21 protein-coding genes are annotated in these 24,125 nt (G+C 72.1%); 11 read left to right on the top strand and 10 right to left on the bottom strand.

Going from position 1 to position 24,125, the window contains the following annotated elements; all coding sequences use genetic code 11:
- Positions 1 to 124: 124 nt before the first annotated feature.
- Positions 125 to 1,843, top strand: a complete 1,719-nt coding sequence (locus tag ACFRIC_RS38480; RefSeq protein WP_382796243.1) for a cytochrome bc complex cytochrome b subunit — start codon at positions 125 to 127, stop codon at positions 1,841 to 1,843.
- Here ACFRIC_RS38480 and ACFRIC_RS38475 read toward each other — a convergent pair.
- Both ACFRIC_RS38475 and ACFRIC_RS38470 read right to left on the bottom strand, forming a co-directional pair.
- Positions 1,815 to 3,005, bottom strand: a complete 1,191-nt coding sequence (locus ACFRIC_RS38475; protein WP_382796241.1) for an acyl-CoA dehydrogenase family protein — start codon at positions 3,003 to 3,005, stop codon at positions 1,815 to 1,817. The genes ACFRIC_RS38480 and ACFRIC_RS38475 overlap by 29 nt on opposite strands.
- A complete protein-coding gene (locus tag ACFRIC_RS38470) occupies positions 3,005 to 4,150 on the bottom strand; it encodes an acyl-CoA dehydrogenase family protein (protein ID WP_382796240.1) in 1,146 nt (381 codons plus the stop codon). The genes ACFRIC_RS38475 and ACFRIC_RS38470 overlap by 1 nt, the downstream gene beginning before the upstream one ends.
- Before the next feature lie 58 nt (positions 4,151 to 4,208).
- Between ACFRIC_RS38470 and ACFRIC_RS38465 the strand changes: the two genes are divergently transcribed.
- From ACFRIC_RS38465 to ACFRIC_RS38455, 3 genes are read left to right on the top strand one after another with little or no spacing between them, the layout of a single operon-like run.
- Complete coding sequence (locus ACFRIC_RS38465; protein WP_382796238.1) at positions 4,209 to 5,000, top strand: SDR family oxidoreductase; 792 nt, start codon at positions 4,209 to 4,211, stop codon at positions 4,998 to 5,000.
- A 15-nt stretch (positions 5,001 to 5,015) separates the two neighbouring features.
- Entirely contained in the window at positions 5,016 to 5,633 is a 618-nt protein-coding gene (locus ACFRIC_RS38460) for a TetR/AcrR family transcriptional regulator (protein WP_355759943.1), read from the top strand.
- A 31-nt stretch (positions 5,634 to 5,664) separates the two neighbouring features.
- Positions 5,665 to 6,822, top strand: a complete 1,158-nt coding sequence (locus tag ACFRIC_RS38455) for an acetyl-CoA C-acetyltransferase (protein ID WP_382796236.1) — start codon at positions 5,665 to 5,667, stop codon at positions 6,820 to 6,822.
- A gap of 63 nt (positions 6,823 to 6,885) precedes the next feature.
- On the opposite strand, the gene ACFRIC_RS38450 is transcribed toward ACFRIC_RS38455, so the two are convergent.
- From ACFRIC_RS38450 to ACFRIC_RS38430, 5 genes are all read right to left on the bottom strand, one after another.
- Entirely contained in the window at positions 6,886 to 7,527 is a 642-nt protein-coding gene (locus ACFRIC_RS38450; RefSeq protein WP_382796234.1) for an SIMPL domain-containing protein, read from the bottom strand.
- 8 nt (positions 7,528 to 7,535) lie between these two features.
- Positions 7,536 to 8,588: an NAD(P)H-dependent flavin oxidoreductase gene (locus ACFRIC_RS38445; RefSeq protein WP_382796232.1), complete on the bottom strand. Its 1,053-nt coding sequence runs from the start codon at positions 8,586 to 8,588 to the stop codon at positions 7,536 to 7,538.
- Positions 8,588 to 9,361 (bottom strand): CoA-transferase subunit beta, encoded by a 774-nt coding sequence (locus ACFRIC_RS38440; protein WP_382796231.1) that lies wholly within the window; start codon positions 9,359 to 9,361, stop codon positions 8,588 to 8,590. The genes ACFRIC_RS38445 and ACFRIC_RS38440 overlap by 1 nt, the downstream gene beginning before the upstream one ends.
- Positions 9,362 to 9,451: 90 nt before the next feature.
- The gene (locus tag ACFRIC_RS38435; RefSeq protein ID WP_382796229.1) at positions 9,452 to 10,318 is read right to left on the bottom strand and encodes a CoA transferase subunit A; all 867 of its coding nucleotides are present in this window, start codon (positions 10,316 to 10,318) and stop codon (positions 9,452 to 9,454) included.
- Positions 10,311 to 11,066: an enoyl-CoA hydratase family protein gene (locus ACFRIC_RS38430; protein ID WP_382796227.1), complete on the bottom strand. Its 756-nt coding sequence runs from the start codon at positions 11,064 to 11,066 to the stop codon at positions 10,311 to 10,313. The genes ACFRIC_RS38435 and ACFRIC_RS38430 overlap by 8 nt, the downstream gene beginning before the upstream one ends.
- A gap of 136 nt (positions 11,067 to 11,202) precedes the next feature.
- On the opposite strand from ACFRIC_RS38430, the gene ACFRIC_RS38425 reads away from it, so the two are divergent.
- The gene (locus ACFRIC_RS38425; RefSeq protein WP_382796343.1) at positions 11,203 to 11,979 is read left to right on the top strand and encodes an SDR family oxidoreductase; all 777 of its coding nucleotides are present in this window, start codon (positions 11,203 to 11,205) and stop codon (positions 11,977 to 11,979) included.
- Complete coding sequence (locus ACFRIC_RS38420) at positions 11,976 to 12,890, top strand: SDR family oxidoreductase (RefSeq protein WP_382796225.1); 915 nt, start codon at positions 11,976 to 11,978, stop codon at positions 12,888 to 12,890. Before ACFRIC_RS38425 ends, ACFRIC_RS38420 begins: the two co-directional genes overlap by 4 nt.
- A 33-nt stretch (positions 12,891 to 12,923) precedes the next feature.
- Here the strand turns inward: ACFRIC_RS38420 and ACFRIC_RS38415 are convergent, their stop codons facing one another.
- Together ACFRIC_RS38415 and ACFRIC_RS38410 are read right to left on the bottom strand one after the other, a co-directional pair.
- On the bottom strand, positions 12,924 to 13,670 hold the full coding sequence (locus ACFRIC_RS38415) for an ankyrin repeat domain-containing protein (protein ID WP_382796223.1): 747 nt from the start codon (positions 13,668 to 13,670) through the stop codon (positions 12,924 to 12,926).
- Between the two features lie 151 nt (positions 13,671 to 13,821).
- Positions 13,822 to 14,715, bottom strand: a complete 894-nt coding sequence (locus ACFRIC_RS38410; RefSeq protein WP_382796221.1) for a hypothetical protein — start codon at positions 14,713 to 14,715, stop codon at positions 13,822 to 13,824.
- A 256-nt stretch (positions 14,716 to 14,971) separates the two neighbouring features.
- On the opposite strand from ACFRIC_RS38410, the gene ACFRIC_RS38405 reads away from it, so the two are divergent.
- The 5 genes from ACFRIC_RS38405 (at position 14,972) to ACFRIC_RS38385 (ending at position 22,104) form a co-directional block, all read left to right on the top strand.
- On the top strand, positions 14,972 to 15,754 hold the full coding sequence (locus ACFRIC_RS38405) for a serine protease (protein ID WP_382796220.1): 783 nt from the start codon (positions 14,972 to 14,974) through the stop codon (positions 15,752 to 15,754).
- A gap of 128 nt (positions 15,755 to 15,882) precedes the next feature.
- Positions 15,883 to 16,224, top strand: coding sequence for a chorismate mutase (locus ACFRIC_RS38400; RefSeq protein ID WP_382796218.1), 342 nt, complete (start codon positions 15,883 to 15,885; stop codon positions 16,222 to 16,224).
- Between the two features lie 238 nt (positions 16,225 to 16,462).
- Positions 16,463 to 18,955 carry an aminopeptidase N gene (gene pepN / locus ACFRIC_RS38395; protein ID WP_382796217.1) on the top strand — a complete coding sequence of 831 codons (2,493 nt, stop codon included), beginning with the start codon at positions 16,463 to 16,465 and terminating at the stop codon, positions 18,953 to 18,955.
- 324 nt (positions 18,956 to 19,279) lie between these two features.
- A complete protein-coding gene (locus ACFRIC_RS38390) occupies positions 19,280 to 20,668 on the top strand; it encodes a pyridoxal phosphate-dependent decarboxylase family protein (RefSeq protein WP_382796216.1) in 1,389 nt (462 codons plus the stop codon).
- Positions 20,665 to 22,104, top strand: a complete 1,440-nt coding sequence (locus tag ACFRIC_RS38385) for a lysine N(6)-hydroxylase/L-ornithine N(5)-oxygenase family protein (protein ID WP_382796214.1) — start codon at positions 20,665 to 20,667, stop codon at positions 22,102 to 22,104. The genes ACFRIC_RS38390 and ACFRIC_RS38385 overlap by 4 nt, the downstream gene beginning before the upstream one ends.
- A 152-nt stretch (positions 22,105 to 22,256) precedes the next feature.
- Here the strand turns inward: ACFRIC_RS38385 and ACFRIC_RS38380 are convergent, their stop codons facing one another.
- On the bottom strand, positions 22,257 to 24,062 hold the full coding sequence (locus ACFRIC_RS38380; protein WP_382796342.1) for a 5'-nucleotidase C-terminal domain-containing protein: 1,806 nt from the start codon (positions 24,060 to 24,062) through the stop codon (positions 22,257 to 22,259).
- Positions 24,063 to 24,125: the final 63 nt, after the last annotated feature.

Genomic DNA, 24,125 nt, shown 5'->3' with positions numbered 1-24,125 from the left:
CCCACCACGGCCGGGGTGCGGACACCGCCCGCCCCGGCCCGGTCCGCCCCAACACCCCGCCCATGACGCCCCGTTGGCTTCGAACGGCCGACGTGCCACCCTGGTGGGCCGAGGGGAGCGGCGAATGGGCGCACGAGAGATCGACTCCGGACGGACCGCGGGCACGTCGGCGAACGCGGCACCCGGGAGCGGCACTTCGCCCGAGGCGGGCGACACGGCCGTACGGGCCCGGCGCGCGCCGGAGACCGGCAAGGGGGAGCGGCTCGCCGACTGGGCCGACGGGCGCCTCGGCGTCTACTCCCTGGCCAAGGCCAACATGCGCAAGGTCTTCCCGGACCACTGGTCGTTCATGCTGGGCGAGGTCTGCCTCTACAGCTTCCTCGTCCTGATCCTCACCGGCGTCTATCTCACCCTGTTCTTCGAACCGAGCGGTGTCGAGGTCGTCTACCACGGCTCCTACGGGCCGCTGAACGGCATCGTCATGACACGGGCGTACGAGTCCACGCTCGACATCAGCTTCGACGTGCGCGGCGGACTGCTGATCCGCCAGATCCACCACTGGGCCGCGCTCGTCTTCCTCGCCGGGATGCTCGTGCACATGATGCGGGTGTTCTTCACCGGAGCGTTCCGCAAGCCGCGCGAGGTCAACTGGCTGTTCGGCTGGACCCTGCTGATGCTCGGCCTCATCACCGGACTGACCGGCTACTCGCTCCCCGACGACCTGCTCTCCGGCACCGGCGTCCGCTTCGCCGACGGCGCCATCCTGTCGATTCCCGTCGTGGGGACGTACCTCTCCTTCTTCCTCTTCGGCGGGGAGTTCCCCGGGCACGACATCATCCCGAGGTTCTTCCCCATCCACGTCCTGCTGCTGCCGGGCATCATGCTGGGACTGGTCGTCGCCCATCTGATCCTGGTCTTCTACCACAAGCACACGCAGTACCCGGGGCCCGGAAAGGACCAGAAGTCGGTCGTCGGCATGCCCTTCATGCCCGTCTACATGGCCAAGGCCGGCGGGTTCTTCTTCCTGGTCTTCGGCGTCCTGGCGATGATGGGCGCGATCGCCACCATCAACCCCGTGTGGGCGTTCGGGCCCTACCGCCCCGACCTGGTGACCACCGGCGCCCAGCCCGACTGGTACCTCGGCTTCTCCGAAGGACTCATCCGCGTGATGCCGGGATGGGAGATCAACGCCTTCGGCCACACCCTCCAGCTCGGCGTCTTCATCCCCTTCGCGCTGTTCCCGCTCATCATGGCCGCCATCGCCGCCTACCCCTTCATCGAGGCCTGGGTCACCGGCGACCGGCGCGAGCACCACATCCTGGACCGGCCGCGCAACGTGCCCACCCGCACCGCGCTCGGCGTCGCCTGGCTGACGCTGTACGCCGTCCTGCTCGTCGGCGGCGGCAACGACCTGTGGGCCACCCACTTCCACCTGTCGATCAACGCGATCACCTGGTTCGTGCGCGTCGCCGTCTTCGCCGGGCCCGCGCTCGCCTACGTCGTCACGAAACGGATCTGCCTGGGGCTGCAACGCGCCGACCGCGACGAGGTGCTGCACGGACGCGAGACCGGCACGATCAAGATGCTGCCGCACGGCGAGTACATCGAGGTCCACGAACCCCTCACCCCGGCCCGGAGGTTCACCCTCACCCAGCACGAACAGGCACCGCCCTACGAGGTCGGCCCGCTCGTCGACGCCAACGGCGTGGCCCGCCGGGTCGGCCCGGCCGCACGGCTGCGCGCCCGGCTGGCCCGCGCCCTGTACGGGCCCGGCACCAGGATCGCGAAGCCGACGGCCGAGGAGTACCGGGAGCTCACGAGCGGGGAGGACGGCCACCACTGAGTCCGGCCAGCGCCTCGGCCCTGCACTCGGCCGGGGTGCCCCAGGCCGTCCGCAGGGCACGGGCCTTGGTGAACCACAGCGACAGGTCGTACTCGGCCGTGTAGCCGATCGCGCCGTGCAACTGCAGCGCGGCCCGCGCCGCCGAGTACGCCGCCTCGCAGGCACTGACCTTCGCGGCGGCGACCTCCGCCGGTGTCATCGACAGCGCGGCCCCGAACAGCAGCGGGCGGGCGAACTCCAGGGCGAGCAGCGCGTCCGCGAGCCGGTGCTTGACCGCCTGGAACGAACCGACGGGCACTCCGAACTGGGTCCGCCGGCCCACGTGGTCGACGGTCCGGCCCAGGAGCGCGAGGCCCACCCCCAGGGCCTGCGCGGCTGTGGCGAGCCGGGCCCAGAGCAGCGCCCGCGGCACGGCGTGCGCGACCTGCGGTCCGGCGGCCAGGAGTTCGCCGCCGTCCTGCGGCCGGGCGAGCCGGCGCGCCCGGTCCACGGACACCCGCACCGGCCCGTGTCCGGACACGAGCCGCAGCCCGTCACGGTCCACCACGAGTGACACCGCCGCGTCCGCGTCGAGCGCGTAACCGCCGGACAGGGCTGCCGGGTTGGGGTCGGGCGCGTGGCCGCCGGACGGGGTCGCGGGGTTGGGGTCGGGCGCGTGGCCGCCGGACGGGGCCGCGGGGTTCGGGTCGGGCGCGTGGCCGCCGGACGGAGTTGCCTTCGCGTCGGGCGTGGGCCCGGCGGAAGCTGGCGAGGCGCCCGCCGCGGGCGTGGGGCTGTCGGGCAGGACCAGGGTGGCCGGGCTCTTGCCCGAGGCGAGCCCCGGCAGCAGCCGCTCGGCCGGACCCGGCTCGCCCAGCGCGCTCAGCTCCCCCAGCAGCACGGCGGCGGCGACCGTCTCCACCACCGGACCCGGCACCGCGTGCCGCCCCAACTCGACGAAAGCCACCGCCAGTTCCACCGGAAGCGGCCCCACCCCCTCGTACGCCTCCGGGACCGCCAGCGCGAACACGCCCGCCTCGGCCAGCCGCGACCACAGGGCACGTCCCGGCGCGTGGTCGCCGCCCGCCCACGCGCGCACCACCGACGGCGTGTCGGCCGCCGCCAGCATCGCGTCCAGCGAGGCGGCGAACGCGCGCTGTTCGGCGTCCAGGAGGAAACGCATCAGCGGCGGCCCTTCGGAAGGCCGAGCAGCCGCTCGGCGATGATGTCGCGCTGGATCTCGTTCGTGCCCGCGTAGATCGGACCCGCGAGCGCGAAGACGTACCCCTCGCACCACTCGGTGTCCGCCGCCTCGCCCTCGGCTCCCAGCAGATCCAGCGCCGTCTCGTGCAGCGCGATGTCGAGCTCCGACCAGAACACCTTGTTCAGGCTGGACTCCGGTCCGAGGTGCTCCCCTGCGAGCAGCCGGGAGGCGTGGGCGTACGTGAAGAGCTGGTAGGCGCGCGCACCGATCACCGCGTCGGCCACCCGGTCGCGCAGCGCCGAGTCGGACGGGTCGCCGTGCGTGTGCCACAACGCGGCCAGCCGGTCCGCGGCCGCGAGGAAACGGCCCGGCGAACGCAGCGTCAGCCCCCGTTCGTTGCCCGCCGTCGACATCGCCACCCGCCAGCCCTGCCCCGGTTCGCCGATCACGTCCGCGTCGGGCACGAACACGTCGTCCAGGAACAGCTCCGCGAAGGCCGGCCGGCCGTCCAGACGCCCGATCGGGCGGACCGTCACACCCGGCGCGCGCAGGTCGAACATCAGATACGTCAGGCCCTGGTGGCGTTTCTCCAGGCCCGGCTCATCGCGGAACAGGCCGAAGGCCCGGTCGGCGAACGCGGCCCGCGACGACCACGTCTTGTGCCCCCGCAGCAGCCAGCCGCCGTCCACGCGCACCGCGCGCGACCTCAGCGAGGCCAGGTCGGAGCCCGCCTCGGGCTCGGACCAGGCCTGGGCCCAGACCACCTCGCCCGTGGCCATCGACGGCAGCACACGCGCCCGCTGCTCGGCGGTGCCGTGCTCGAACAGGGTCGGCGCCAGCAGACTGATGCCGTTCTGCCCGACCCGGCCCGGCGCGCCCGCCGCGTGATACTCCTCCTCGAACGCCAGCCAGCGCACGAGGTCCGCGTCCCGCCCGCCGTACCGGGCCGGCCACGACACCACCGACCAGCGGTCCGCGGCCAGTTCGGCCTCCCACACGCGATGCGCCGCGAAGCCCTCCTCGGTCTCCAGCGAGGGCAGCGGGACCGCCGGGACATGGTCGTCAAGCCAGGCGCGGGCCTCGGCGCGGAACGCCTCGTCGGCGGGGGAGCGGGTGAGATCCATCGGGGGCACCTTCCGGCGGAGCTTCCCTAACAAGTGTTTGGTAGGTTAGCTTGGAGTCATGAGTGACGTCGAGAGCCCGGCGTACGTACCCGGCCACGGACTGCTGAGGGGCCGCACCGCCGTCATCACCGCCGCCGCGGGCGCGGGCATCGGCGGAGCCACCGCGCGCCGGTTCCTGGAGGAGGGCGCCCGCGTCCTGATCAGCGACGCCCACACCCGCCGGCTCAAGGAGTCCGCCGAGACCCTGGTCGCGGAGTTCGGACCCGGCCAGGTCGCCGCACTGCCCTGCGACGTCACCGCCGAGGACCAGGTCCAGGCCCTCTTCGACACCGCCGAGAACCTCCACGGCCGACTGGACATCGTCGTCAACAACGCCGGCCTCGGCGGCACCTCGTCCCTCGTCGACATGACCGACGAACAGTGGTCCAGGGTCCTCGACGTCACCTTGAACGGCACCTTCCGCTGCACCCGGGCCGCCCTCGTACGGCTCAGGGAACACGGCGGCGGAGGAGTCGTCGTCAACAACGCCTCCGTCGTCGGCTGGCGCGCCCAGAGCGGACAGGCCCACTACGCCGCGGCGAAGGCCGGCGTCATGGCCCTGACCCGCTGCGCCGCCGTCGAGGCCGCCACCTACGGCGTCCGCGTCAACGCCGTCTCACCCAGCCTCGCCCTGCACCCCCACCTGGTGAAGGTCACCACCCCCGAACTGCTCGAAGAACTCACCGCCCGCGAGGCCTTCGGCCGCCACGCCGAACCCTGGGAGGTGGCCAACGTGATCGTGTTCCTCGCCTCCGGCTACTCCTCGTACCTCACCGGCGAGGTCGTGTCCGTGAGCAGCCAGCACGCCTAGGACGACAATGACCCGGTGCCTACGAAGAAGAAGCCCCAGGTGACCGCCACCCCCGAGCGACGCCGCGAACTGCTCGGCACCGCCGCCGAGGTGTTCGCCGAACAGGGCTACAACGCCACCACCGTCCGCAAGATCGCGGACGAGGCCGGGATGCTCGCCGGCAGCCTCTACTACCACTTCGACTCCAAGGAATCGATGCTGGAGGAGATCCTGCGGACCTTCCTCGACGAACTCTGGGACGGCTACGACACCGTCCTCGACGCCGGACTCGGCCCCCGCGAAACCCTGGAAGCCCTGGTCACCGAATCCTTCCGCGAGATCGACCGGCACCGCGCGGCCGTCGCGATCTACCAGAAGGAAGCCCGCCACCTCGCCGCCCAGGAACGCTTCGCCTTCCTCGCCGAGTCCCAGCGCAACTTCGAGAAGGCCTGGCTGAGCACCCTGGAACGCGGTGTCGGCGCCGAGGTCTTCCGCGCCGACCTCGACATCCGCCTCACCTACCGCTTCGTGCGCGACACCGTGTGGGTCGCCGCCTCCTGGTACCGGCCCGGCGGTCAGCACAGCCCCGAGGAGATCGCCCGCCAGTACCTGTCGATGGTGCTCGACGGCATCTCCGTCCGCGAGGAGACGTAAGCGAACCACCCACACCCCCAAGGGAGTCGTCATGGCCGAGGCCTACATCGTCGAAGCGGTCCGCACCCCCGTCGGGCGACGCGGCGGAGGACTCTCCGGGGTCCACCCCGCCGACCTCGCCGCGCACGTGCTCAAGGCCCTCGTCGAACGCTCCGGCGTGGACCCGGCCGCCGTCGACGACGTCGTCCTCGGCTGCCTGGACACCGTCGGACCGCAGGCCGGCGACATCGCCCGCACGAGCTGGCTGGCCGCCGGACTGCCCGAAGAGGTCCCCGGAGTCACCGTCGACCGCCAGTGCGGCTCCTCCCAGCAGGCCGTGCACTTCGCCGCCCAGGGCGTGCTGTCCGGCACCCAGGACCTCGTCGTCGCCGGCGGCGTCCAGAACATGAGCCGGATACCCATCGCCTTCGCCTCCCGCCAGGCCGCCGAACCCCTCGGCCTCACCGAAGGCCCCTTCGCCGGCAGCGAGGGCTGGCGCGCACGCTACGGCGACCAGCCCGTCAACCAGTTCCACGGCGCCGAACTCATCGCCGCCAAATGGGGCATCAGCCGCCGCGACCAGGAGGAGTTCGCCCTGCGCTCCCACCAGCGGGCGATCCGCGCCGCCGACGAGGGCCGCTTCGCCCGCGAGACCGTCGCCCTCGGCGACGTCACCGCCGACGAGGGCCCGCGCCGCGACACCACCCTGGAGAAGATGGCCGCTCTCAAGCCGGTCGTCGAGGGCGGCACCATCACCGCCGCCTGCTCCTCCCAGATATCCGACGGCGCCGCCGCCATGCTGCTCGCCTCCGAACGGGCCGTCCGCGAACACGGCCTCACCCCCCGCGCCCGCGTCCACCACCTCTCCGTACGCGGCGAGGACCCCATCCGCATGCTCTCCGCCCCCATCCCGGCCACCGCCCACGCCCTGAAGAAGACCGGCATGTCCCTCGCCGACATCGACCTCGTCGAGATCAACGAGGCGTTCGCCCCCGTCGTCCTCGCCTGGCTCAAGGAGACCGGCGCAGACCCCGGCAAGGTCAACGTCAACGGCGGCGCCATCGCCCTGGGCCACCCGCTCGGCGCCACGGGCGTCCGGCTCATGACCACCCTGCTCCACGAACTGGAACGCACCGGCGGCCGCTACGGCCTCCAGACGATGTGCGAGGGCGGCGGCCAGGCCAACGTGACGATCATCGAACGCCTCTGAGGCACCCCGGTCCGCGCGGCCGGACGGGACCCCCTCCCGTCCAGCCGCACCGACGACTACGACTCAGTCGCCCAGTGAGAACCCCAGCAGGACACCGGCGTGGACCTCGACCATGCCCGGGGCCAGATCACCCTCCGAGCCGCCACCGCCACCGCCGTGACCCCTGTGCCCCTGGAACTCCCAGGACTCGGCGTCCACGTCCTGCAGATGCAGCACCTGGCCCAGCGCGATGCCCGCGGCCTCCGCGTACACCTCGGCCTTGCGGCGGGCCGCGGCGACGGCCCTGCGCCGCGCCTCGTCCCGCATCGCGGGCTTGTCGAGCACGTCGAAGGTGACGTCGTCGACACGGTTGGCGCCGGCGTCGACCATGTCCACGATGAGCTGCTGAAGATCGTCGACCGCTTCGGTCTGGACGGTGTACGACGCCAGGCAGCGGTACCCCAGGAACTTGCGGCCCGCACCGTAGCCGTCGTACTCGGAGTTGAGCTTCAGCTTCGAGCCGGAGACCGACGCGTCCGGTATCCCGTGCCGGCGCACCGCCTCACGCAGCAAGGACACCGCTGTCCCCGCCTTCTGGAAGGCCTCGTCCGGCGAGGGCTCCAGGATGTCGACGGCCAGCTTGATCCGCACCAACTGCGGCTCGGCCCGCACACTTCCGGCACCGAAGACGCTGAGGCCCCACGGTTGTCTGATCGACTGATTCATCCCGGCATTCAATCACCGTGTTCCGTAAGGGCGTTGAGGGTTTCCCGGGCCTGCGCCATCACCCGGTCGATCAGTTCCGCGCACGACGGGAGGTCCTCGATCACGCCCGCCACCTGGCCCGCCGCCATCACCCCCAGGTCCGTCCGGCCGTCCACCATCGACGCCTTCAGGAGCATCGGGGTGTTGGCGGCGAGCAGGACCTGGCTCCAGGTCAGATCCCTGCCGTGCCTCATGGCCAGACCGTCGCGGATCATCCCCGGCCAGGAGAGCCCGGACAGACGCCGGAACCCGGCGGCCCGGCGCACCGCCCGGACCAGCCTCCCGGCACGCCCCGCCCCCTCCAGCGCCTCGACGAGCTCACTGCGCAGCATGCGGTGCGGCAGCCCGTCCACGGCCGTCGTCACGGTCACGTCCCGCACCGTCGCCGCCAGATACCTCGCCTTCACCGCGTCGGGCACCGTCGAGTCCGAGGTCAGCAGGAAGCGCGTGCCCATCGCGATGCCCGCCGCCCCGTAGGCCAGCGCCGCCACCAGCCCCCGCCCGTCGTGGAAGCCGCCCGCCGCCACCACCGGGATGTCCACGGCATCCACCACCTGGGGCAGCAGCACGCTCGTCGCCACCTCCCCGGTGTGGCCGCCGCCCTCGCCGCCCTGCACGATCACCGCGTCGGCACCCCACGCGGCCACCTTCTCCGCGTGCCGCCGCGCCCCGACCGACGGCACGACGACCACCCCCGCCTCCTTCAGCCCGGCGATCAGCTCGCGGGACGGGGCGAGCGCGAACGACGCGACGCGCACACCCTCCTCGACGATGATCCGCACCCGGTCGCCCGCGTCCCCGGCGTCCGCCCGCAGATTCACCCCGAAGGGCCGGTCCGTCCGGGACTTGACCTCCCGTACCGCGTCACGGAGCTGATCGAGCGTCATCGTCGCCGAGGCCAGCACACCGAGCGCGCCCGCGTTCGCCGTCGCCGAGACCAAACGGGGCCCCGCCACCCAGCCCATGCCGGTCTGCACGACGGGGTGCCGGACGCCGACGAGCCGGGTCAGCGCCGTCTCCATCAGCGCCCGCCCCCGCCCGGACCGCCCGCCGGGGCGCCCCGCGGATCGGGCACCTCCTGCTCCCGCCGGCCCGCCGGGTCGATCACCGTGCGGATCAGCTCCAGCTCCCGCGCGCTCGGCTCACGGGTGAACGGCACATCCTCCGGCACGCTCAGCCCGAAACCCGTCGCCTCCTCCACCTGCTCGACGCTCACCCCCGGATGGACGGACACCAGCCGCATCGAGCGGTCCGGCGTCGCGAAGTCGAGGACCGCCAGATCGGTCACCACCCGGGGGAGGCGGTGGAAGCGGGTGGCGCTCGGGCCCGCGGCGGCGGCCCGGTCGTACCCCACCCCGCACACCATGTCGACCCGCTCCACGAACACCCGGGTCGAATGTCTGGGGATCCAGTAACTGGTCGGATTGTTCAGTGTGTTGACCGGAGCTCCGCGCACGCCCAGCAACTGGCGCCGGGGCCGGGACCAGTCGCCGACGCACGCGATGTTCTGATTGCCGAACCGGTCGATCTGGCTCGCGCCCATCATCACGTGCCGCCGTCCGCCGGTCACCGCCGTCAGATGCCTGCGGTACGGCAGCCAGCCCTCCGGGGTGCCGTCGAGACCGACGAGCAGTGCCTCGCCGTCGGTCAGCAGCAGATCCGGCGAGAAGGTGTGCCGGGCCAGCCGGGCGCCGATCGACGGGATCAGGCCCATCGGACTGGCGAGCACCTCTCCGTCGCCCCGCCACGCCTCGGCGCACGCGATCACGCAGTACTCGGCTCGGGTGACGCTCACCGCTCCCGCCCCTTCCCGTCCATCGCTCCCGCTCCCGCCCCGTTCACCGCTCCCACCCCGTCCCGTTCACCGCTCCCGCTGCTTGCCCGTTCACCGCTCCCGCTCCGCCCGCCAGTCCCGCACCGCGTTCTGATAGCCGTGCTCCCCGCCGCCGAGGAACCGCTCGGCGAACTCGGCGTACGGCGTGGTCGCGTACAGCTTCTGGAAGGCCTCGTCGCGTCCGTAGTCAGGGACGCACGAGGTGAAGTGCGCCCCGTTCGGCGTCTCCACCACGCCGGTCACCGACGACCGCTGGAGCACCAGCGTCTGCGGCGCCGCCTCCTTGGTCAGCTCCGCCGTGTCGACGATCCGCTCGCAGGAGACGTACGCCGCGTCCGCCGCCTCGCAGAACAGGTCGTCGAAGTACGGGTCGGGGCCCAGATACTGGCCGTTGCCCGCCCGGTCCGCCCGGTTCATGTGGACCAGGGCCGCGTCCAGGCGCAGCGCCGGCATGGCGACGAGCTCCTCCGGGATGCCCGAGACCGGGTCCGGATACGGCGAAGTCACCGTCCGCAGACTCGGATCGACCCGCATCACGTCCGAGCCGAGCCCGGCCCGCACCGGCAGGAACGGCAGCCGGTTCGCCGCCGCGTGCAGCCCCCACATGAACATCGCCTCGTCCACCTCCCTCAGCTCGAACGCGCCACGCTCGCGGGCCGCGCGGTAGTGGGGTTCGAGCGGAACGGAGTCGAGCGTCACGAAGGCGGTCACCAGGGTGCGGATCCGGCCCGCCGCGGCGAGCAGACCGACGTCCGGGCCGCCGTACGACACGACCGTCAGATCGGTGATCTCGCTGTCGAGCAACGCTCTCACCAGGGCCATCGGCTTGCGGCGCGAGCCCCAGCCGCCGATGCCGAGCGTCATCCCGCTCTCCAGCCGGCCGACGACGTCCCGCGCCGACATGGTCTTGTCACTCACCCGGGTCCCCCTTGCCGAAGGTGTCACGGACGCGCGCGGCCACACCGGCGAGCGAGGCCTCGAACGTGAAGCCCTGCTCGAAGCGGTAGCTGCGGCGCACGTCGACGGGATCGATGCCGTTGATCGCGGCCTTGGCGAGCCGGACGAGCTGCCCGTCCTTGGCCGCTATCTCGCGCGCCAGCTCCAGCGCCGCGGACCGCAGCTCCTCGCGCGGCACGACCCGCCACACCGAACCGTGAGCGCGCAGCTCGGCCGCCGTCACCGTCCGCGAGGTGAAGTACAGGACCCGCATCAGATGCGGGGGGACGAGACGGGACAGGTGTGTGGCCGCCCCCAGCGCCCCGCGGTCCAGCTCGGGCAGCCCGAAGACCGCGTCCTCGCTCGCCACGATCGCGTCCGCGTTCCCCACGAGCCCGACGCCGCCGCCCAGACAGAAACCGTGCACCGCGGCCACCACGGGCACCTCGCACTCGTACACCGCGGCGAAGGCCTCAGCGCAGCCGCGGTTGGCGCCGATCAGCGCGCCCCCGCCGGTGGGGTCGCGCTGCAGCTCCTTGATGTCGACGCCCGCGTTGAACCCGCGCCCCTCCGCTCCGAGGACCACACAGCGGACCCCCGGATCGGCGCACGCCGCGCGCACCGCGTCGGCAAGAGCGAACCAACCGCGCACCGGCAGCGCGTTCACCGGCGGGAAGTCGACCGTGACGACGGAAATCCCCTTTTCCGGGGACGAGGTGGAGACACCCATGGCCGCATCAGCTACCTTTCCACCAAACGTTTGTTAGGTGTGATGCGAAGCTAGCAGCGATCGCGGCCGCGCGGGAGGCCCTGTGGACAACCCGGACACCACGAACCGGCCCAGCACTCCGGGCAACCCTGACGCCGTGCCCCGGTCCGACGCGACGCCGGACCTCGACGGCCGGACCGTCGTCGTCACCGGCGGCACCCGAGGCGTCGGGGCGGGCATCACCCGCGCCTTTCAGCGAGCCGGCGCCCACGTCGTCGTCTGCGCCCGACGGCCGCCCGAAATCCCCCTCGGCAAGGCCGACTTCGTCCCCCTCGACCTGCGCGACGCGGCAGCGGTACGCGCCTTCTTCGACGCCCTGCCCCGGCTCGACGTCCTGGTCAACAACGCGGGCGGCACCCCCCACCGCCCGCTCGCCGACGCGGACGCCGAACGGCACGCCCGGGTCGTCGAGCTCAACCTCATCGCTCCCCTCACCGCGTCGATCGCGGCCCGCGACCACCTCAGACGGACCCGGGGCTCGATCGTGATGATCGGCAGCGTGAGCGGCTCACGCCCCTCGCCCGGCACCGCCGCCTACGGCGCCGCCAAGGCGGGACTGGAGAACCTGGCCCGCTCGATGGCCGTCGAATGGGCGCCGGAGATCCGCGTCAACACCCTGGTCGTCGGCATGGTCCGCACCGAACTCGCCCATCTGCACTACGGCGGCGAGGACGGCCTCGCCGCCGTCGCCCGCACCGTCCCGCTGGGCCGCTTCGCCCGGCCCTCGGACGTCGGCGCCGCCGCCGTCTTCCTCGCCTCCGACGCCGCCGCCTACATCAGCGGCGCCTCCGTCCTCGTCCACGGAGGCGGCGAGCGGCCCGCCTTCCTCGACGCCGCCACCGCCGACAAGGACCGGTCAGGAGAGACACGATGAGCGCACCACTGCTGTGCGAGGGGCGGGTCGTGATCGTCACCGGCGCGGGCCGCGGGCTCGGCAGGGCGCACGCGCTGGCGTACGCGGCCGAGGGCGCCCGGCTCGTGGTCAACGACCTCGGCGTCGGCCTCGACGGCGCCCCCGCGGCGGACAGCCCGGCCCGCCAGGTGGCCGAGGAGATCCGCGCGGCGGGCGGCGAGGCGGTGGCCCACGGCGGCGACATCGCGACGGCCGAGGGCGCCGCGTCCCTCGTCCGCGCCGCGCTGGACACGTACGGGCGTCTCGACACCCTCGTCAACAACGCCGGATTCCTCCGCGACCGCATGCTGGTCAACCTCGACGAGGACGACTGGGACGCCGTGATGCGGGTCCACCTGAAGGGGCACTTCCTGCCGCTCCGACAGGCGGCGGCGCACTGGCGCGCCGAGGCCAAGGCGGGCCGCACGCCCGACGCCAGAGTCGTCAACACCAGCAGCGGCGCGGGCCTGCTCGGCTCCGTCGGCCAGGGCAACTACAGCGCCGCCAAGGCCGGCATCGTCGCTCTCACGCTGGTCGCGGCGGCCGAGATGGAACGCCACGGCATCCAGGTCAACGCCATCGCCCCGGCCGCCCGCACCCGGATGACCGAGCGCGCCTTCGCCGACACGATGACCGCCCCCGACAGCGGATTCGACGCCATGGACCCCGGCAACGTCTCGCCGCTGGTCGTCTGGCTCGGATCGGCGGCCAGCGCCGGCGTCACCGGCCGGGTCTTCGAGACCGAGGGCGGCCGCATCACGGTCATGGAGGGCTGGCGGCCGGGCCCGAGCGCCGACAAGGGAGCCCGCCGGACCCCGGCGGAGGCGGGCGAGACGGCCCGTGAACTGCTGACACGGGCCGCGACTCCGGGCGCGGTGTACGGGGCGCGGTAGGCGCGGTCGTACCGCTCGCGGAGCCGTCCGGGCTCAGTGCCCGGGCCGGGTCGTGCTCGCCTTCAGCAGGGTGACGATCTCCGCGTGACCGGTCTCCAGGTCGTCGCCCGCGAACGGCCTGCCCCGCTCGTCCAGGAGCTGGACCTCGACGGTGACGCCCTCGGGCGACGGATGCCGGTGGGTGACCGACGCGTGGCCGGCGCCGTGCGTGCGGGCCAGGCCCTCCCGCAGCTCGGCCTCGACACCGACGCCGATCAGCCGGCGGGCCTCCGCCAACGCCTCGCCCCGCGCGCCCGCCCCGTGCGCGAGCAGAGCCCGTACGCAGCCGGCCGAGCCCCGGTGCGCGGCCGTCACCAGCGGGGGCTCGCCCGCGGGCCCGGGCCTGCCGGGGTCCGCGCCCGCCGCCAGGAGCGCCTCCGCGACGGCGGTGTGCCCGCGCCGCAGCGCCCAGGTCAGCGCGGTGAAACCGAACGCCTCCACCGTGTCCGGGTACGCCCCGGCCGCGAGCAGCGCGCGCACCACCTCCGTGTGACCGCCGCAGGCGGCGCCGCACAGGGGAGCGTCCGTGCCCAGGCTGAGCCGGTCGGGCTCGGCACCGGCCGCCAGCAGCAGCCGTACGACTCCGGGACGGTCGCTCACCGCGGCCAGGTACAGGGCGCTCTGGCCGTCCTCGTCGACCGCCTCCGGGCTCACCCCGGCGCGCAGCAGCCGTACGACCGCGTCCTCGTCCCCCTCGTACACGGCGGGGAAGAGGAGTGCGGTCGGGTCGTTCGTGCTCATCCTTCGACCCTCGCTCGGCACCGACGCGCGAGGCAAAGGCTTTCGGGGTGTTCTGCCTCACCCGTCCCGCCCGCCGGTGCCACGAACGGCGCACGCGCGGGGCGGCGGGCAGGCGAGGCTTTGCGGACACGCCCCAGGGCCCGTCCGGCGCCTAGGTGTCGCACTCCAGCACCGTCCGGCACAGCGCGCACCGCGCCCGCACCCGGCCCCGGACCGGCACCCGGATGCGCTGATGGCAGGTCGGGCACGGGAAGGAGACGCGCAGCGGTCCGCGGTCGTCGGGCGCGAACGCGTAGGGGACGCCGGAGTGGTCGGGGATGTGATGGTCCAAGGCGTGCCTGCGGTCCCTTGCGTAGCGGCGGCGGCCCGCCCAGCCGGCCGCGGTCAGCGGGGGTTGCCGTCCGTCCCGCAGGGCCAGTTCCATGCCCTTGGTGTACGCGGTGAACGCCTGCGGGCTGGTGAACCACACCGAGGGGTCCTCGTCGAAGACCAGGGCGCGCTTGGCGAGGACGTAGCCGAACTCCTCGGGAGTCAGATAGCCGAGCTTCTGCGAGGAGGCGCCGTCCTCGCGGTAGGCGTCGAGGAGGAGCCAGCCCGCGCCGAGATAGGCCGCGGCGGTGTCGGTGAGGATCTCGGTGTCGCGGGTGCCGGGGAACGAGAGGTCCAGGCGGTGCAGATAGACGTGCATCACCTCGTGGGCGAGGGCGGCGCCGATGTCCCGGCGATGGGTGCGGAAGCGGTCGTTGAGTTCGATGAAGTACTCGGGCCCCGCCGCGAGTTCGACGTGCGCCGCGTGGGTCATCTCGCGGAAGCCGACGATCATCCGGGCGTCCGGCAGCCGGTAGTGCCGCACCATCTCGCGGGCGACGCGCTGGGCGCCCAGATGCAGGTCGTCGATGTCCGCGAACGCCACGTCGGCGGGCGCCACGCTGGTCGCGAAGGTGTGGACGGTGTCGTACGAGAGCCGCTTGTACAGCGCGGTGACCGATGCCCGCACCGTGTCCAGATGCGGGTAGCCGTGCTCGACCGGTCCGCCGTTCGCCACGCCCGCACCCCCAGAAGACGCCGGAACTCCTCTCCACTGTAGGCGGGGTTCCGCCCGGTGGCGGGGGAGCCGGGCGGCGCAGCGGGGCGGGGGAGGGCTGAGGGAGGGCGCGACTGGCCGGAATGCGGCTCTTGCCCGGTGCCGCGGCTGGTCCCCATAATCCCCACCAGCTTGGCAGGTGCATGCCATGGACGGTTTTCCCGTGCATGTCCCCGCGCGCCCGCCTCGCGGACAACCCCCCACGAAAGGAAGCGCGTTGAAGTCTCCCAGGAAGTACGGCGTCATCAGAAGACTGCTCGCCGTCGCCGCGGTCGCCCTCGCCACCGTGTCCCTCCAGCCGCTGACCGCACACGCCGCACCCGCACCCGTCGTCGGCGGGACACGCGCCGCCCAGGGCGAATTCCCCTTCATGGTCCGCCTCTCCATGGGCTGCGGCGGCGCCCTCTACACCCAGAGCATCGTCCTGACCGCCGCACACTGCGTGAACGGCTCCGGCACCAACACCTCCATCACCGCCACCGCCGGCGTCGTCGACCTCCAGAGCAGCAGCGCCGTCAAGGTCAAGTCCACCAAGGTGCTCCAGGCCCCCGGCTACAACGGCAAGGGCAAGGACTGGGCCCTCATCAAGCTCGCCAGGCCCATCGCCCTGCCCACCCTGAAGATCGCCACCAACACCGCCTACAACAACGGCAACTTCACCGTCGCCGGCTGGGGCGCCACCCGCGAAGGCGGCGGACAGCAGCGCTACCTCCTCAAGGCCACCGTCCCCTTCGTCGACGACGCCACCTGCCAGCAGGCCTACGGCAGCGACCTCGTCCCCGGCGACGAGATCTGCGCCGGATTCGTCGCCCAGGGCGGCGTCGACACCTGCCAGGGAGACTCCGGCGGACCCATGTTCCGCAAGGACGACACCGGCGCCTACCTCCAGGTCGGCATCGTGAGCTGGGGCGAGGGCTGCGCCGAGCCCGGCTACCCCGGCGTCTACAGCGAGGTCTCGACCTTCGCCGCCGACATAGCCAGGGCGGCTGCCGGACTCTGATCCCGCACGGCCCGTGAAAACGGATCCCGTACGGCCGTGAACGCGGCGCCCGCGACCCCGGTCGCGGGCGACCGCGCACGCCCTCCCCTCAGGACCCGGCCCCCACGAGCCACGTAGGGTTGGCTGTCATGACCACCAGCAAGCCCCAGGAAGCCGGCCCCGACGTCAGCACGGAACTGGCCCGGCTGCGCGACAGCATCGACAACATCGACGCCGCCGTCGTCCACATGCTCGCCGAACGCTTCAAGTGCACCCAGCAGGTCGGCCACCTCAAGGCCGCCCACCAGCTCCCGCCCGCCGACCCCTCCCGCGAGGCCCACCAGATCGCCCGGCTGCGCCGCCTCGCCGAGAGCGCCAAGCTGGATCCGGCCTTCGCGGAGAAGCTGCTGAACTTCATCATCGCCGAGGTCATCCGGCACCACGAGCGCATCGCCGACGACGCCGGCGGCACCTCCGACACGGGGGAGTGACAGGGGCGGGGCGCCGTCCCGCCGCCGGCCCGTGCCCACCCCGGCCGCGCCGTGACCGCGCCCCGGCCGCCCCCCAGCCGCACCGCGACCGGCTCCCGGCCGTGCGACGACCGCTGCCCGGCCGTGCGGCGACCGCCCCACGGCACGCCGCGACCGCGCCCCGCGACCGGAAATGCGCAGAGCGTACATACCGCACCACCCCTGTGTCCCGACCCGCGCCATCGGGCAGCATGGCCTCATGTCCGTACTGACGCGCGACGAAGCGCAGACCCGTGCCAAGCTCCTCGACGTCCACCACTACGGGATCGAACTCGATCTGACAGGAGGGGACGACACCTTCGACTCCCTGACCGTCATCCGGTTCACCGCCCGCACCGACGCGGACACCTTCGTCGAGCTGAAGCCCGCCGAACTGCGCTCCGTCACCCTGGACGGCCGGCCCCTCGACCCCGAGACCCTGGACGAGAACCGGCTGCCCCTCAAGGGACTCACCGCCGGCGAGCACGAACTGCGCGTCGACGCCTCCATGCGCTACTCCCGCACTGGGGAGGGCATGCACCGCTTCACCGACCCCACCGACGGCGAGACCTACCTCTACACCCAGCTCTTCATGGAAGACGTCCAGCGCGTCTTCGCCGCCTTCGACCAGCCCGACCTCAAGTCCGTCTTCGAACTCTCCGTCACCGCCCCCGAAGGCTGGACCGTCCTCGCCAACGGCGTCACCGAACACCTCGGAGACGGCCGCTGGCAGGCCGCCCCCACCCCCCTCATCTCCACCTACCTCGTCGCCGTCGCCGCCGGCCCCTGGCACTCGGTCCGCACCGAACACGCCGGCCTGCCCTTCGGCCTCCACTGCCGCCGCTCGCTGGCCCCCTACCTCGACGCCGACGCCGACGAAATCCTCGACGTCACCCGCGCCTGCTTCGACCGCTACCACGAGAAGTTCGACGAGCCCTACCCCTTCGACTCCTACGACCAGGCGTTCGTCCCCGAGTTCAACGCCGGTGCCATGGAGAACCCCGGACTCGTCACCTTCCGCGACGAATTCGTCTACCGCTCCGCCGTCACCGACACCGAGCGGCAGACCCGCGCCATGGTCATCGCCCACGAGATGGCCCACATGTGGTTCGGCGACCTCGTCACCCTGCGCTGGTGGGACGACATCTGGCTCAACGAGTCCTTCGCCGAGTACATGGGCTACCAGACCCTCACCGAAGCCACCCGCTTCACCGACACCTGGGTCGACTTCGGCGTCGCCCGCAAGTCCTGGGGCTACGACGCCGACCAGCGCCCCTCCACCCACCCCGTCGCCCCCGACCCGGACGCCGTCCCCGACACCGCGTCCGCCATGCTCAACTTCGACGGCATCTCCTACGCCAAGGGCGCCTCCGCCCTGCGCCAGCTCGTCACCTGGCTCGGCGAGAAGGACTTCCTCGCGGGCATCAACACCCACTTCGCCCGCCACAAGTTCGCCAACGCCACCCTCGCCGACTTCATCGACAACCTCGCCTCCGCCACCGAACGCGACGTCCACGCCTGGGCCGACGCCTGGCTGCGCACCACCGGCGTCGACACCCTCCGGCCCGAGATCACCGAAGCCGACGGACAGTGGCACCTCACCGTCGACCACGACGGCAGCCGCCCCCACCGCATCGCCGTCGGCGCCTACGACACCGTCCCCGGCGAGGTCGACCGGCTCGTCCTGCGCGAACGCTTCGAACTCGACGTCCCCCAGGGCGACACCGGCGCCCCCAGGCCCGGCCGCCGCCCCGACCTGCTCCTCCTCAACGACGGCGACCTCACCTACGCCAAGGTCCGCTTCGACGCCAAGTCCTTCCAGACCGTACGAGCCGCCCTCGGAGGCCTCCCCGACGCCCTCACCCGGGCCGTCGTCTGGAACGCCCTGCGCGACGCCGTACGCGACGGCGAACTGCCCGCCGCGGACTACATCGAGACCGCCCGCACCCACCTGCCGCGCGAGACCGACCTCGCCGTCGTCCAGGGCGTCCTGACCTTCGCCGCCGCCCACGTCGCCGACCGCTACCTCAGCCCCGAGCAGCGGCCCATCGCCCTCACCACCCTCACCGACCTGTGCCGCGACCTCATCCGCCGCACCGAGGACGGCTCCCACCCCGGCCTGCGCCTCACCGCCGTACGCCACCTCATCGACGTCGCCGTCCACCCCGACACCATCAGCGCCTGGTTCTCCGAGGGCACCGTCCCCGGCGGCCCCGAACTCGACCCCGAACTGCGCTGGCGCATCCTCGCCCGGCTCAGCGTCCTCGGCGCCGTCGACGACGCCGTCATCGACGCCGAACTCGTCCAGGACCCCAGCGCCACCGGCCAGGAGGGCGCCGCCCGCTGCCGCGCCGCACTGCCCGACCCCCAGGCCAAGCGCGCCGCCTGGGACGCCATGTTCGCCACCGACGACCTCTCCAACTACCTGTTCACCGCCACCGCCCAGGGCTTCTGGCAGCCCGAACAGGCCGACCTCGTCCGCGAGTACGTCGAGCGGTACTGGCCCGACGCCGTGGCCCTCGCCGAACGACGCGGCCCCGCCATCGCCGAAGCCGCCGGCCGCTGGGCCTTCCCCGCCGGCGCCGTCACCCCGGAGACCCTCGCCCTCGGCGAGAACTGCCTGAACGAGGCCGACCCCATCCCGGCCCTGCGCCGCAAGCTCGCCGACCAACTCGACGACCTCGCCCGCGCACTGCGGGTACGACAGGCCTAACCACCGGACCCGGCACCGACCCGGGCCCACCCCAGCGAACCCGGACGCCGGACGCCGCCCCACGCGGCGATCCGGCGTCCGGCGTCTCCGGTCCCGCGCCGCGGTCGGGCGTCCGGCGTCACCCCTGCCCGCGCAGCGGTTCGGGGCCCGGTGTCCCCCTCCAGCGCGCGGCGATCCGGCGTCCGGCGTCTCCGGTCCCGTTCACACAAATCCTCCGTACGGCAGTACCCCCGCCGGGGCCGAATCGTTCTCCTTGGCGGGCGCACCTGCCCAAAACACGTACACGCCGGGAAGGACCCGCCGCACGTCCATCGGAGGACACCCATGAGCACGCCGCCCCTCGCCTCAGGCCCCGAAGGCCCCGACGCACTGCGGCCGTTGCTCGACACCGTCCTGCACGCGCTCGCCGAAGGCAGCGCCGCCCGTGGAGGGCCCCTCCCCGCCGGAGGCCCCGAACGCGTCGCCGAACGCCTGCGCACAGCCCTCGGCGACCCCCTGCCCCCGCACGGCACCCCCGACGCCCTGCACACCCTCGTCCGCGCCCTCGCCGAAGGCGCCGCCGACCCCGCCGACCCCCTGTGCGCGGCCCACCTGCACTGCCCGCCCCTCGCCGTCGCCACCGCCGCCGACCTCGCGGCCTCCGCACTCAACCCGTCCCTCGACTCCTGGGACCAGGCCCCCGCCGCATCCGAACTCGAAGCGGTCCTCACCCGGACCCTCGCCCACCTCGTCTACGGCGACCCGGACACCGCACCCACCCCGGACGCACACAGCGACGCCCTCATCACCACCGGCGGCACCGAATCGAACCAACTCGCCCTCCTCCTCGCCCGCGAGAAACACCACGGCATCCAACTCGTCTGCGCGGCCGGAGCCCACCACTCCCTCCAGCGCGCCGCCTGGCTCCTCGGCCTCCCCGAACCCGTCGTCCTCCCCTCACCCGCCGGCACCCTCGACCCCGCCGCCCTCGACAGCGCCCTCACCGAACTGCGCGGCCCCCACCTCGTCGCCGCCACCGCCGGCACCACCGACGCCGGACTCATCGACCCACTGCCCGAGATCGCCGACCTCTGCGCCACCCACGGCGCCCGCCTCCACATCGACGCCGCCTACGGCGGAGGCCTCCTCTTCAGCGACCGGCACCGCCCCAAACTCGACGGACTCACCCGCGCCGACACCGTCACCCTCGACCTGCACAAACTCGGCTGGCAACCCGTCGCCGCCGGACTCCTCGCCGTACGCGACCCCACCGACCTCACCCCCCTCGGCCACCGCGCCGACTACCTCAACGCCGACGACGACACCGAAGCCGGCCACCCCGACCTCCTCGGCCGCTCCCTGCGCACCACCCGCCGCCCCGACATCCTCAAGATCGCCGTCACCCTCAAGACCCTCGGACGCCACGGCATCGGAAACCTCGTCGACCAGGTCTGCGCCCACGCCCACGAACTCGCCGACCTCGTCGCCGCCCACCCCGGCCTCGAGCTCTACGACCACCCCGTCATCAGCACGGTTCTCTTCCGGCCCGAAGGCGCCACCGACGACACCGTCGCCGCCGTACGCCGCACCCTCCTCGACCAAGGCCGCGCCGTCCTCGGCCGCGCCACCCTCGACGGCCGCCGCTGGCTCAAAGCCACCCTCCTCAACCCCCACACCCGGCCCGGCGACCTGGCCACGCTCCTGAAACTGGTGGAAGGACACACACCCCGATGAGACCGACACCCCAGCCCCAGCGCCCCACCGCCGAAACCCCCCGCGACCTCGTCGGCATCGGCATCGGCCCCTTCAACCTCTCCCTCGCCGCCCTCGCCCACCCCCTCACCGAACTCGACACCGTCTTCTACGAACAACGCCCCGGCTTCGACTGGCACCCCGGCCTCCTCATCGACGGCGCCACCCTCCAAGTCCCCTTCCTCGCCGACCTCGTCACCCTCGCCCACCCCACCAGCCCCTGGTCCTTCCTCAACTACCTCAAGGACCGCGACCGCCTCTTCCCCTTCTACTTCGCCGAGCGCTTCCACATCCAACGCGCCGAATACGACGCCTACTGCCGCTGGGTCGCCGACAACCTCCCCGGACTCCGCTTCGCCCACCAGGTCGACACCGTCCGCTGGAACCCCGAACACGACCTCTTCGAAGTCGACTTCACCCGCCTCGACGCCCACGGCCAGGCACAGGCCCTCGGCCGCACCCACACCCGCAACATCGTCCTCGGCGTCGGCACCGCCCCCCACATCCCCGAACCCCTCAAACCACTCGTCGAAGCCCCCGACGCACCCGTCATCCATGCCGCCGACTACCTCAAACACCGCGACCGATTCCTCACCGCCGACCACATCACCGTCATCGGCGCCGGCCAGTCCGGAGCCGAGGTCTTCCTCGACCTCCTCCGCAACCGCCCCACCGGAAAAGAAAAGATCCACTGGCTCGCCCGCACCGAGGCCTTCGCCCCCATGGAGTACTCCAAACTCGGCCTCGAACACTTCACCCCCGACTACACCCGCTACTTCCACGCCCTCACCGAACCCGTCCGCGACCGCCTCCTCGCCGCGCAGTGGCAACTCCACAAGGGCATCGACGCCGACACCATCGCCGCCATCCACGACGAGCTCTACCGCCGCACCCTCCACGGCGGCTGGCCCGACGCCGTCCTCACCCCCGCCGTCACCGTCCGCACCGCCGGACGCATCGCCACCACCAAGATCGAACTCCACCTCGAACACGTCCAGCAGGGCACCCGCTCCCGCCTCACCACCAACGCCGTCGTCCTCGCCACCGGCTACCGCGAACGCCCCATCGCCCCCCTCCTCGCCGGACTCGACCCCTACCTCCGCCGCGACAACGCCGCACGCCCCGACATCGACGACCAGTTCCGCCTCGTCCTCGACCCCACCGTCACCGGCCGCGTCTACGTCCAGAACGCCGAACTCCACACCCACGGCGTCGGCACCCCCGACCTCGGCCTCGCCGCCTGGCGCAGCGCGACCATCCTCAACTCCCTCACCGGCAAAGACCCCTACCCGCTCCCCGGCCGCACCGCCTTCACCACCTTCGGCCTCGAACACACCCCCCGCGTCCCCGCCGCCCGCCAGGAACCCCGACCCCTCACCCGCCTGGTCCCGCTCATCCCCCTCGTCGAAGGGCGATGAGGCCCACCCCCACATCCCCTCATCGGACGAGCCCCGCCCAACGGTTCACACACCGGCCCGAAATCCCCGGACCACCCCCGCCACCCGCCCAAGACAAACGGCGCCGACGCGAAAAAACCGCGCCGACGCCGCACACCTGAACCAAGAACGCCCTAGAACACGGGCACACCCTCACGCGTCAACTTCCAGTCCACCGACGCGAAGTCCTTCGGGTCCAGCACACCCTTCGCCGTGACCCACTCCGCGATCCGCGTCCGGATCTCCGTCGACTCCGACCACACCTCGGTCGCCGTGGCGACATGCGGGAACGCGCCACCGCCATTGGCACGGTAGTTGTTCACCGCGAACACGAACTGCTGAGCATCGGCCAACGGCGCACCCTGGTACGTCAGATTCTTGATCCGCGAACCCTCCGCCTGCGCGATGTCGATGTCGTACTGAAGACCCGACACATAGTCGTAGTTGTAGTCCGGGCGACCGTTCGCGTTCGTCAGCTTCTCCGTGTCGACCACCGCACCCACGGCCGTCTGCACGAAATAGTTCGCCGAGTACTCCAGGTACGCACGGACCTGCGCACCCGTCAGCACCTTCGCCACCAGCGTGTTGTCGTACACGTACAGACTCGACAGATCCCGGATCGTCACATCACCGGCCGGGATCTCCGACGTCCGCGAGAACGGCGAAGCCTGCGCGATCACCGGCAACGACGCGTACTGCGTCCCCACCAGCGCCGCCCGCACCACATCCTCCTGGACCTTCGTGATCAGATCGATGATCGGAGCGTCCTTGTAACGCGCCTCCACCGTCGTCAGCGTGTCCGTCGCCGTACCCACCACCTGGTTGACGTACGCCACCACCAGATCGTGCTCGTCCTTCAGCAGCCGCGTGATCTTCGGATCGTCCGCCACCGAGTTCGTGTTGCGCACCGAAGCCGCCACCGACTCGACCCGCCAACGCCCCTTCTCGAAGACCAGCCCGAAGTCGAACACCGACAACCGCTCCGCGAACGCCAACGGCTCCGACAACACCACCGTCTTGCCCGTCGCCGTGTTCGTGACCTTCAGCTCCGGGATCTCCAGGTGCGCGTGACCCACCAGGATCGCGTCGATCCCCGGCACCTGCTGCGCCACCAGCGCCGCCGAGTTCTCCACGTACGGCACCTGATCACCGTACGACGACGTACCCGACGTACCCGAATGCGCCGACACGACCACCACGTCCGCACCCATCGACCGAAGCTTCGGCACCCACTTCGCCGCCTGCTCCTCAAGACCCGGGAACGTCAACTTCCCCTGCACGTAGGCCTTGTCCCAGATCGCGATACCCGGATTCGTCAGCCCCAGCACCGCCACCTTCACCGGCGGAGCCCCATGAACACGGAACTCCTTCATGAAGTACGGCGGAAACGCCGGCTTCAGCGTCTTCGCGTCCAGCGCGTTCGCACCCAGCAACGGGAAACGGCACTGCGACTCGAACTTCCGCAGCGTCTCGATCCCATAGTTGAACTCGTGGTTCCCCAGCGCCACCGCGTCATAGCCGATCGCGTTCATCGCCTGCGCCATCGGATGCACCGGACCACCCTTGGCGGTGATCGGATCCACCTTCGCGTAGTAATACGTCAACGGAGTGCCCTGGATCGTGTCACCCGCGTCCAGCAGCAGCGTGTTGCAACGCCCCTTCTCCGCACGGATCTCGTTCACCAGCGTCGAGATCCGCGCCAGACCCTGCGCGTTGCCCGCCTTGTCCGAGTACTCCGCGTCCTTGAAGTAGTCCCAGTTGAAGACATGACCGTGCAGATCGGTCGTCCCCATCACCGTCAGCTCGTACCGCTTCACCGGCCGGCCCCCCTTCGACCCCTCCGCGGCCTGCGCCACCGGAGCCGCACCCACACCCGCGAGCGCCACCCCCGCACCGGTCACGGCGGACTCCTTCAGAAACTTCCGGCGATTCAACGGCATGGCACGAACTCCTCGTGGACGGGGGTGACGACGCGCGTAGATTCTGGCCCAACACCCGCCCCC

This window comes from Streptomyces sp. NPDC056738 (assembly GCF_042790435.1).
Taxonomy (GTDB): domain Bacteria; phylum Actinomycetota; class Actinomycetes; order Streptomycetales; family Streptomycetaceae; genus Streptomyces.
Note: the sequence above shows the minus strand (reverse complement) of the source record. Positions and strands in the feature narration are given on the sequence as shown.

Excerpts from the sequence above, each read along its gene's own strand:
- ACFRIC_RS38380 (WP_382796342.1), bottom strand. The coding sequence starts at position 24,062 with ATGCCGTTGAATCGCCGGAAGTTTCTGAAGGAGTCCGCCGTGACCGGT.
- ACFRIC_RS38465 (WP_382796238.1), top strand. The coding sequence starts at position 4,209 with ATGAGTGACGTCGAGAGCCCGGCGTACGTACCCGGCCACGGACTGCTG.
- ACFRIC_RS38455 (WP_382796236.1), top strand. The coding sequence starts at position 5,665 with ATGGCCGAGGCCTACATCGTCGAAGCGGTCCGCACCCCCGTCGGGCGA.
- ACFRIC_RS38400 (WP_382796218.1), top strand. The coding sequence starts at position 15,883 with ATGACCACCAGCAAGCCCCAGGAAGCCGGCCCCGACGTCAGCACGGAA.
- ACFRIC_RS38415 (WP_382796223.1), bottom strand. The coding sequence starts at position 13,670 with ATGAGCACGAACGACCCGACCGCACTCCTCTTCCCCGCCGTGTACGAG.
- ACFRIC_RS38385 (WP_382796214.1), top strand. The coding sequence starts at position 20,665 with ATGAGACCGACACCCCAGCCCCAGCGCCCCACCGCCGAAACCCCCCGC.
- ACFRIC_RS38450 (WP_382796234.1), bottom strand. The coding sequence starts at position 7,527 with ATGAATCAGTCGATCAGACAACCGTGGGGCCTCAGCGTCTTCGGTGCC.
- ACFRIC_RS38475 (WP_382796241.1), bottom strand. The coding sequence starts at position 3,005 with ATGCGTTTCCTCCTGGACGCCGAACAGCGCGCGTTCGCCGCCTCGCTG.
- pepN (WP_382796217.1), top strand. The coding sequence starts at position 16,463 with ATGTCCGTACTGACGCGCGACGAAGCGCAGACCCGTGCCAAGCTCCTC.
- ACFRIC_RS38470 (WP_382796240.1), bottom strand. The coding sequence starts at position 4,150 with ATGGATCTCACCCGCTCCCCCGCCGACGAGGCGTTCCGCGCCGAGGCC.
- ACFRIC_RS38420 (WP_382796225.1), top strand. The coding sequence starts at position 11,976 with ATGAGCGCACCACTGCTGTGCGAGGGGCGGGTCGTGATCGTCACCGGC.
- ACFRIC_RS38445 (WP_382796232.1), bottom strand. The coding sequence starts at position 8,588 with ATGGAGACGGCGCTGACCCGGCTCGTCGGCGTCCGGCACCCCGTCGTG.
- ACFRIC_RS38430 (WP_382796227.1), bottom strand. The coding sequence starts at position 11,066 with ATGGGTGTCTCCACCTCGTCCCCGGAAAAGGGGATTTCCGTCGTCACG.
- ACFRIC_RS38480 (WP_382796243.1), top strand. The coding sequence starts at position 125 with ATGGGCGCACGAGAGATCGACTCCGGACGGACCGCGGGCACGTCGGCG.
- ACFRIC_RS38390 (WP_382796216.1), top strand. The coding sequence starts at position 19,280 with ATGAGCACGCCGCCCCTCGCCTCAGGCCCCGAAGGCCCCGACGCACTG.